This is a genomic window from ANME-2 cluster archaeon (assembly GCA_019429385.1).
Lineage (GTDB): Archaea > Halobacteriota > Methanosarcinia > Methanosarcinales > Methanocomedenaceae > Methanocomedens_B.
Map to the genome: position 1 here is coordinate 19952 of JAHYIS010000030.1, position 9961 is coordinate 29912.

Genomic DNA, 9961 nt, shown 5'->3' on the forward strand with positions numbered 1-9961 from the left:
CAATGGCAAAACAACTAACTTTTGATGATGAAGCAAGGCACGCACTCATGCGAGGCGTGGACCATCTTGCCAACACGGTAAAAATAACACTGGGACCAAAAGGCAGAAACGTCGTGCTTTCAAAAAGCTACGGCAGCCCGGTGATAACCAATGACGGTGTCACCATTGCCAAAGAGATCGACCTTGAGGACCCATTGGAGAATATGGGCGCCCAGCTGGCAAAGGAAGTCGCCACCAAGACCCAGGACGTAGCCGGTGACGGAACCACCACAGCCACACTGCTGGCCCAGGCTATCCTGCACAAAGGCATGAAGAACATCACCGTGGGAGCCAATCCCATCGAGATCAGGCGTGGTATCGATAAAGCCACGGAAAAAGTGGTAGAATTCATCAAATCCATAAGCGAAGACGTCAAAGGGAAAGAAAAGATCACCCAGGTAGCCACTATTTCAGCGAACAATGACGAGGTCATTGGCAACCTCATTTCAGATGCCATGGAAAAAGTAGGCGCCAACGGTGTCATTACCGTTGAAGAAGCAAAGTCCATGGAAACCTCCCTGGAAGTAGTGGAAGGAATGCAATTCGATAAGGGTTACATCTCCTCCTACATGTCCACCGATACCGAACGGATGGAAGCGGTCCTCGAAGACCCGAAGATACTCATCTTCGATAAGAAGATCAGCTCAATGAAAGAATTCCTGCCTGTGCTCGAAGCAGTGGTCAAGGAAAACAAACCCCTGTTCATCATAGCCGAAGACCTTGAAGGCGAAGCACTCGCAACTACCGTTTTGAACATCATTCGCGGTACTCTGAGGGTATGTGCGGTCAAAGCACCTGGCTTTGGCGATGAACGCAAGGAGATGCTGGAAGATCTGGCAGCACTCACCGGTGCAAATGTCATCAGTGAAGAAAAAGGCATGAAACTTGAGAACGCCAAGCTTTCAGACCTGGGCAGTGCCCGCAAGATCAGGGTGAACAAAGAAAAGACCATCATCATTGAAGGACAGGGTAAAAAAGAAGATATCGCCAGGAGAGTCGCTGTTCTCGAAGGACGCATCAAACTGGAAGATTCAGAATACAAGTTGAAAGAACTCAAGAAGCGCCTGGGCAAACTGTCAGGTGGAGTGGCAGTGATCAACGTGGGTGCAGCTACCGAGACAGAACTTAAGGAAAAGAAGATGCGCCTGGACGATGCATTGAACGCCACCAAGGCAGCCATTGAGGAAGGCGTTGTACCCGGCGGCGGTATCGCCCTGCTCAGGGCAGCAGCCGAACTGGAAAAACTGACCCTGGAAGGCGACCAGATGATCGGTGTTAACATTGTCAGGATGGCACTGGAAGAACCTCTCAAACAGATCGCCGCAAATGCCGGTAATGAAGGTTCGGTCATCGTAGAGAAGTTGAAAGGCGAATCCAATCCCAATATGGGTTTTGATGCAAAGACCGACACATTCAAGGATATGGTCGAAGCCGGTATCATCGACCCCGCAAAAGTGGTACGAAGCGCGCTGCAAAATGCTGCCAGCATAGCAGGCCTGATGCTGACCACCGAAGCACTGGTCACCGATATTCCGGAAAAGACACCATCAATGCCCGGAATGCCGGGACCTGAGAGTTACATGGGAATGTAACTCTTCTTTTTCTTTTTTTCGGTTCTCTTTTTTATCATTTCAGGATTCAACTATTGTAGCCGTTATCCCACAACAGTAAGACCTGATACCTTCACTGTCGGTGTGATAATAGTACCCAGGCGCCTTACATCATGTCCTGCGCCGGTGATATTATGCAGCAACTGGAACATATTGCCAGATACCATCATGGACTTAATGGGGCTCGTTATTTCGCCATCCTCGACCACAAATGAATTGCGCGCCTCCACACTGAAATCACCGGATATGGGATTGGCCGTATGGGCACCTATCACCGAACCCACCAGCACACCGCGGCGCATGTCGCTTACCACATCACTGGCAGGATACTGTATCATCAGGTTGCGCACATCGATCGTCGTGGTCTGGGCATAGTTATTCCTCACCGCGCTGCCTGTCGAGTCAACACCGTCCTTGCCTGCAGTATAGGTATCGTACAGGTAGGTACCCAGTACCCCGTTCTCAATGATGCGGTTGGTCCTGGACGGAGTACCCTCATCGTCAGACCGTGAAGAACCAATACCCCCTTCCAGCAAACCGTCATCAATGATATTCAACCCTTCAGCGCCTATCCTGCTGCCCAGTTTACCTGCCAGTGCTGAACGCCCTTTCTGGACATTCTCGGCACTCAATGACGCCAGCAATGTACTCTCAAGGAGGTCTGCAATGGCAGCAGGTCTTAGCAAAATATCGATCTCTCCACTATCCACTTTCACACCACCCACTGATGCCACTGCCTGCCTGGCAGCCTCCCTGCCAATAGTATAAAAATCAATGTCAAGATTCCGGGAAATATCAAACTCGTATGCAGTGGACACTTCACTGTCCTCTCCGGCCCGGCAATCCAGCATTCCGTCTATCCTGCTGGTATGCTCCACCATCTCAACGCCATTGGAGTTCAATATCACATAACTGGAACCTGAACATGAGAACCTGCCCCCTGTGGGTATTGCATCATTGACCGATGCGGCCCCGTCCACCATCCTCAAAGCCAGGTCAATGCAGGTATCGATATCCATGCCTGCAATTCTCGGATCATGAATGCCGTCAACGGTTGCATAGTCCGATACCCCGGGCAGTCCCTTCCAGTCAGGGTCGCTCTCACGCACCCGTGCCGAGCTTACTGCCGCCCGGACAGCTTCATCGAGCATGAGTGGGTCATTTGTGGAGGAAAATCCTACTGCTCCATTCACCACCGCCTTGATGCCCAGACCACGGATATATCCTTCCCTTGCCAGGTCAACCTTATCCATCTGGATATCAATGTGAACGCCCCTGCCCGTGAGCCCGAACACCTCTACCTCATCAGCCCCTGCCTGTTGTGCAATACGCAATGCTTTCTCTGCCAGGTCAAATATAACATTCATGTCGTTGCTCATCCGCTACCACCCACTAATGCCTCTGACACCAGGATATGTGGCGACCCGTCACAAACAGGCACTGCCTGTCCGCCTTTACCGCACCTGCCCGAATTCATCTTCATATCACCCGCTACCAGCTGCACATTTTGCAGTATGCCCAGGATTTGCCCGGACAGGGAGACATCACGCAGTGGTGTGGTCAGCTCACCGTTCTCAACCATGTACCCGCGCTCGGCATTGAACTGGAACACGCCCTCGCCCGGGTTCACCTGGCCTCCCCTGCTCCCCATCAAATATATGCCATCCTTCATCTCAGCCAGCATCTCATCAAAACCAGAATCCCCGTTCCCGATATACGTATTGCTCATCCTGATAATGGGACGTGACAATCCCTGTGACCGCGCATGCCCGGGCTGGCCTGTACCTGGCAGGATGGCAGCTGTTTCCCTTGAATGTAAATACGATTTGAGCACGCCGTTATCGATCACCGTGGTAGCTATTGATTCAACTCCTTCGTCATCCATAGGATAATATCCATATCCATGCATTGAGGGGTCGTCTATCACAGATATGCAGGGCGCAGCTATCGTGCTGCCCACTTTGTTGGCAAGGATGGAATTGCCCTCGACCACGTGGTCAGCCTCCACAGCATGACCTACAGCCTCATGAATGAACACACCGGCCAGTTCCTGGTCCAGTATCACCGGCATCCTGCCCCCTCTGGGTACTTTTGCAGATAACAGTTCCACAGCCGTATTACCGGCCTCCTCTGCCAGTTCCAGGGCATCGTACCTGTCGAACAGTTCATATCCGCACACATCGAACTTGCTTCTCCTGCCCATCTGGAACATCCCGTTCCGGGATGCTACAGCAGTAACCGCAAATCCTGTCCTGGCCAGGCTGTATTCGGCTTCGACGCCCTCGGAGTTCTGGTATTCCACTACGAGCTCGCTCTCAGAATAAAGCACACTGGCACTGGTCACATCAGCTACCTTTGCCCTATGATGCATCTCAAGCAGCATTTCGACCTTTTCCTCAATGGGCACATCACCGGGCTTTTTACGGGCTACAGGAATATCATGTAATCGGGGCTGCTGCACCTCAGCGAGTCCCTTGCTTTTCCGTGGCGACTTCGCGTGGGTCTGGCTGGCAAGTTTCACCGCCCGCTCAAGTGAATGCATACTGTCCCGGCTATCGTCTGAAGATACAAAACCCCATGAACCCTTGACCATCGCCCTGCACGATATCCCGTGGGTAAAATTATTCGATATCTGCTCTATCTGCCCGTTGTCAATAAATAGGGAACGGCCTGTGCTCCTCAATACCCGTATGTCATGGAAATCTGCCTGTAGCGCTGCCAAATGCATCATACTCCTTATGGTGCCGGGCTCGGAGTTCCTATAACAGCTTCATTGAGGGTCAGATTGAACCTGGGGAAGGAGGAAGCTTTTTTTATCTTCTCTATCAGGTATTCCTTTTCTTTTCCCACCATGGACCTTTCCAGCACTTCAGAGATATTCGATACCGGGACGATCTCTATCTTATCCTTGAACTCATCCTCTATCATCACATCGCCCATATTGGACCTTGGGATGATGACGGTCTTGATGCCGGCCTGGGCAGCCGCCTCTATCTTATAGGTCACACCACCCACGGGCAGCACGTCACCCCTTACTGAGAGGGAACCGGTCATGGCCACGGTCTGGTCCACCGGTATATTCTCAAATGCAGACAATACGGCAGTGGCAATACTGATAGAAGCACTGTCACCCTCCACACCTTCGTAAGTACCTATGAACTGGATATGAACGTCCATGGTCGTGGTATCTTTACCACTGACCTTCTTGATAAGGGCTGATACGTTATCTACAGCTTCGCGTGCTACCTTCTTGAGCATACCCGTGGCAATGATGCGTCCTTCGGAACTTGACTGTGAGGGAGTTACTTCTGCCATTATGGGAAGTACAATACCTGAATCGCTGCCCATTACTGCCAGGCCATTGACCCTACCTACCATTGAGCCCTGACGCTCGAACATCTGATAATCCTTTCTTCGTTCAAGGTACTGGTCGGCCAGTTGCTGCTCGACCGAGCGGGCAATGTTCTTGGCTTTTAATACATGTCCCGCACAGGTTACTGCTGACCCTTCAGAGTGAGCAATATCCCCGGCGACCCGTACAAGACCGCCAAGGTCCCTGAGCTTCAGGGTAAGATGGCCTTTTCTTCCGGCACGCCGCCTGGCTTCCCTGATTATCTCTTCTACAGCACTCTTATCAAAGGGAGGTATCTTTCCATCCCTCTTGATCTCCTGTGCCACGAACCGGACCAGTTTCTGCCGGTTAATAGCGGTATCGGGGATGACATCGCTCATATACACCTCGTAACCGTACCCCTTTATCCTGGAACGAAGAGCAGGGTGCATGCCTCTTAAGGCATCAAGGTTACCTGCCGTGACCATAATGAAATCACAGGGTACAGGCTCTGTTTTTACCATTGCGCCCGAGGACCGTTCACTCTGGCCCGTAATAGGAAATTCTTTCTCCTGCAAAGCTGTCAACAGGTTCTGCTGTGATTCCAGCCCAAGGGTATTGATCTCGTCTATGAACAGCACACCTTTATGCGCTTTATGAATGCCGCCACCTTCCACTCTATCATGTGCAGGGGTCTCCAGGCCTCCGCTCTGGAACGGGTCATGACGCACATCACCCAGCAGCGCCCCGGCATGTGAACCGGTGGCATCAATATACGAAGCCGTATCTTTACCGGCATTCGATACCAGCAGTTTTGGTATGTACGCTTCCTCTTTCGGCATGAACTGGCGCATTACCATGAAAATAAGTATGGCTGCAATGATACCCCATATCAGCATGCCGGTATAGAATGAATATATAATGATGCCGAACACGAATATCATTATGAACATATTGCGGGCCTGCATCCGCTTTCTTGCTTCCAGTTTATGGGCATCCACTATTTCCTTGCCTTTTCCTGCAGGCACGACCCTTATCTTTGGAGTGTTGTTATCTTCAGGATTATTATAGACAAGCACATCCTGTAATTCTTCTTTAGGCAGGAGTGCAGCCATGGCCTTTGCCAGCATGGATTTACCCGTACCCGGGGTGCCAAGCATCATCACATGCCTGCGCTGGTTGGCAGCCTTCTTCACCACCTCAACAGCATGTTCCTGACCTATCACCTGGTCGATAAGGTTTTCCGGTACTTCCACTTCAGACGTGGTCTGTATGTCTAAACCGCCGAGCAGGTCATCGGTTTCAGTGACAGTCTTATTCTCGGCAGAAATATCTTTTTCAGTATTTGTCACAGTATTCTCCTTAATTATATATTTTAATGCATATATATCTGTTGGTGATAGTATAATAATAGTTTTTCAGTCTATTATATCTGCCCATGCATTTATAAATTTGGTCAATAAAATACAATATCCTGATATATAGTTGATGTTCCAGCTGGCCTTGGGACAATATTATTCACCCTGCATTCCTAATTCTTCGCAATCCTTCTCTGTAAGCTCCACTACACGAGTATGATATTGTGCGGAATTTTGCTTTAACAGGCTGTCCCAAAAACAACTTTTCACTACACCTCGAAGTTCTAAGAGTTTCCAACACATGGAGTTAACATCTTAATTTTCTTAAATTTTGTGCATACATACATGGAAATCCACATATTTCACCGAAAGTTCACCAAAAACGTGTTTTTAAGCACCAATTGCAACATTTTTCGTGCCCACTTCGAACTGATCTGCCCCCTGAATTCCATTTTTCAGTATTTCCTTCAAGTTTTTACCTTCCCTTTTCACAAACCCCTCAATCTTCCCAATATTATGCACTATGCACATCATCAAAAATTCCACATTTACTTTTTTCGTCCCCCTTAAAAGAAACTCCCTAAACCCTCTATTCTGTTTCATCTGGCCAAAAACAGGTTCTGCCGTATACATTCGCTCCTGATATAGTTCCTCCCCTTCAACCGTCCTAAGTTTCGCCCTCATCCCAACCAATAAATGTTCTCGGGGGTCTCTTGAAATTATTCTATTTTCTGCTTTAGTGCATGCTTTTTTCAATATGCAATCAGAACAAAAATTGCAAACATATTGCTTCAGGTCAGGTTCATCCTTTCGTTTTTGAATCCTTGTAAACGGCATCATGATGCCCGCAGGGCAATAGTAACAATCCTTTTCGTCATCGAATTTAAATATCGACTTCCTGAACCATTTACTTTTTGCGCGTTCCTCCACCTTGAAAAAATTGTCAGGAATGTATGCATCAATGCCATTTCTTTTCAGCAACTCAAGATTTTCAAATGAGAAATATCCAGCATCAGCCAATAATATTGTAGGCTTGTAACCCAATGTTGCCCATATGAGTTGTATCATTGGATCGACTTGATGCACATCATTTTCATCATCAACAAGATTAGCTGCAACAATCACCTGTTCCTTATCATCAACAGCAACCTGACCGTTATAGGATGGCTTTTTAGTGCCACCTTTATGTTTCATAATTTTAGCATCGTTATCGGTGACGTTTATTTTCTTAAGGTTTTCTTCTTCGAGTTTCTTTTTTGCAGCCTGGATTTTTTCCAATCTTTTTGTTTTATTCACCAATTCTTTTGGCATCTCATAAGGTGTTGAGTCACCGTATTTTTCATCTTCTTCCTTGTCAATTTCGATGCTTTCGTTAAGAATTTTATCAATTTCTTTGCGGATTTTAGCGATTTCTCTGTCAAGAGCTTTCGCATCTTTGCTTTGCCTTACAGAAGCATTTGCTTTGATCTTGGTTCCGTCAATAGATACTTTTCCGGCACCAAGCATACCCATTTCTTTACAAACTGTGACAACTTGAGTGAAAATATCTTTGATTGAATCAAGATGAGTTGAACGGAATCGGCAAATTGTTCTAAAATCTGGGTGTTGCATGGCTGTAAGATACATAAAAGCAGTGTCAGTAGATGTCATTTTTTGAATCTCTCTTGAGCTTCGAATAGTAATCATATATCCGTATAACAGAATTTTTAACATGAGTCGAGGGTGGTATGCAGGGGACCCATTTTCAGAATATGTGGATTCAATGGCAGTGATGTCAACTGCGTCTATGATGTCATTCAGTATTCTGGCTGTGTGGTTTTCTGGAACAAAACTATCTAATCTTAAAGGTAATAAAAACTGCTGCTGTTGGTCATATTTTTTGAACATGGCTATACCTCTATTTTATCTTCATAAAAAGTATACTTTTTAAGTAATGAATACAATAAAAGTACTTAAAGGCTTCTATTGATGTCGATAAGTGGATAAGGTGGAATGAAAAAAGTTGATTGATCTCGATGAATCATTCAAGGTGAAATACATTTGAAAACTATAAATCAAAACTTATGTGAGATATTATGTATAAATGTGAAAATTTGTTGATTTATCGGGGTTTTGGGACATCCTGTTTTGTATAGTTTTTCAATTGATTACAGTAGTAGCGGCGATTGATCCTGATCCTGCACCAGGCCAAGTATTATTCGGAGCTGATGAATATGAATTGGGGGATACAATAACAGTCATTTGTGAGGGGCAATTGTTAACTAATGATGAAATATGGCTTTTATATGATCCAACGGGACAAATAATTATGACTTATGATCCTGATGACAATATCATTATTGGCAATGAATATTTTTATCATGAAGCTGACATTTTGGGAACATGGCATGCTCAATTTTGGGCAAAAAGCTTATTTGGCTCATGGAATGTAATTTATGATTCCTACACAGAAGTTGTTGATACTACACCACCTGAAAGAGTAACTGGATTGCATCAAATAGATTCAACATTTTCATCAATTAGTTTTGCACATGGTACACCTTATGATTTATGTGGAATCGATTATTATTCTGCAGAATATAGAAAATCTGGGGAGACATCAAGTGATATAACACATTTCTATGGCAATCAAAACAAAATAACTGGACTACAATCCGGGACATTATATGAACTACGGGTGAGAGGAGTGGATATGTCTGGTAATCGAGGAGCGTGGAGTAATTATGTTACTATGTCAACAGTAAATAGTCGTCCGGTGGGTTCTATCAATTATATTACCCCATTAAACTCTTATGAGGGACAAAAAGTTTCATTTAAAGGAACAGGTACTGACACGGATGGAATAATAACATCCTATAGATGGTGGTCTGATAAAGATGGATATCTCAGTAATTCAAATACATTCAGCACAACTTCTCTTTCTCCTGGAAGTCATACAATCTTCTTTAAAGTTAAGGATAATGCGGGAGCATGGTCTGATGTAGTTTCAAGATCAATAACTGTGAATGAAATAACACCAAGTCCTTCAGTGAGTATTTCTTCGAGCAAAGAATATCCAGATAAGGATGAAAGTTATAAGGTTAAAGTATTGATTGAAAACAGCGGTGGTAGTGCCAGTGGAAAATTGTACTTTTATGAAAACAATGTGCTTTTACAGGTTCAAGATATCAGTGTTTCAAAAGGAAGTCAAATAAGTAGAACTTTCACACGATCTCAGTCATCTCCGGGAAAATATGACTATAAAGCCGAAGTTGTACTGAGAAATGGTGCCGGCTCAAGAAGTAGTGTTAAAACAGGTTCTGTTTATGTATATCCGGGCACTGAAAGCATTAATCTTGATAAAAATGAATATTATTACAATCAAGATACTAAAAGTAGTAAAGTAGCTTTAGCTAGTGCTTTGAATATCCATCCAGACCTCACATATCATGTCAAATGGTATAATAATGTGACCTTGAAATATGATTTAACATTAACCGAAGACGAAAGTAAAAGATCAATCCCCGGTAAAGTAGGAGATAAAATAAAAGTGGAATTGACAAAACCGAATGGAAATGTAATTGATTCAGACAATGCAATAATTGTTGTTGAACCATTGAACCTGAAAATTGGTGTGATACTTG

At 45.5% G+C, this 9961-nt stretch carries 5 protein-coding genes and 1 pseudogene; 2 read left to right on the forward strand and 4 right to left on the reverse strand.

What is annotated here, in order from left to right:
* The first annotated feature begins 2 nt into the window (after positions 1 to 2).
* Entirely contained in the window at positions 3 to 1631 is a 1629-nt protein-coding gene (gene groL / locus K0A89_10210) for a chaperonin GroEL (GenBank protein MBW6518859.1), read from the forward strand.
* Between the two features lie 62 nt (positions 1632 to 1693).
* Here the strand turns inward: groL and K0A89_10215 are convergent, their stop codons facing one another.
* The 4 genes and pseudogenes from K0A89_10215 to K0A89_10230 form a co-directional block, all read right to left on the reverse strand.
* A complete protein-coding gene (locus K0A89_10215; GenBank protein ID MBW6518860.1) occupies positions 1694 to 3028 on the reverse strand; it encodes a TldD/PmbA family protein in 1335 nt (444 codons plus the stop codon).
* Entirely contained in the window at positions 3025 to 4377 is a 1353-nt protein-coding gene (locus K0A89_10220) for a TldD/PmbA family protein (protein MBW6518861.1), read from the reverse strand. The genes K0A89_10215 and K0A89_10220 overlap by 4 nt, the downstream gene beginning before the upstream one ends.
* 8 nt (positions 4378 to 4385) lie before the next feature.
* Positions 4386 to 6311, reverse strand: coding sequence for an ATP-dependent protease LonB (gene lonB / locus K0A89_10225; protein ID MBW6518862.1), 1926 nt, complete (start codon positions 6309 to 6311; stop codon positions 4386 to 4388).
* A 480-nt stretch (positions 6312 to 6791) separates the two neighbouring features.
* Positions 6792 to 8225, reverse strand: a pseudogene (locus K0A89_10230) (IS1182 family transposase).
* A 256-nt stretch (positions 8226 to 8481) separates the two neighbouring features.
* Between K0A89_10230 and K0A89_10235 the strand changes: the two are divergent.
* Positions 8482 to 9961 (forward strand): fibronectin type III domain-containing protein (locus K0A89_10235; GenBank protein MBW6518863.1); only part of this gene is annotated, 1480 nt, incomplete at its 3' end.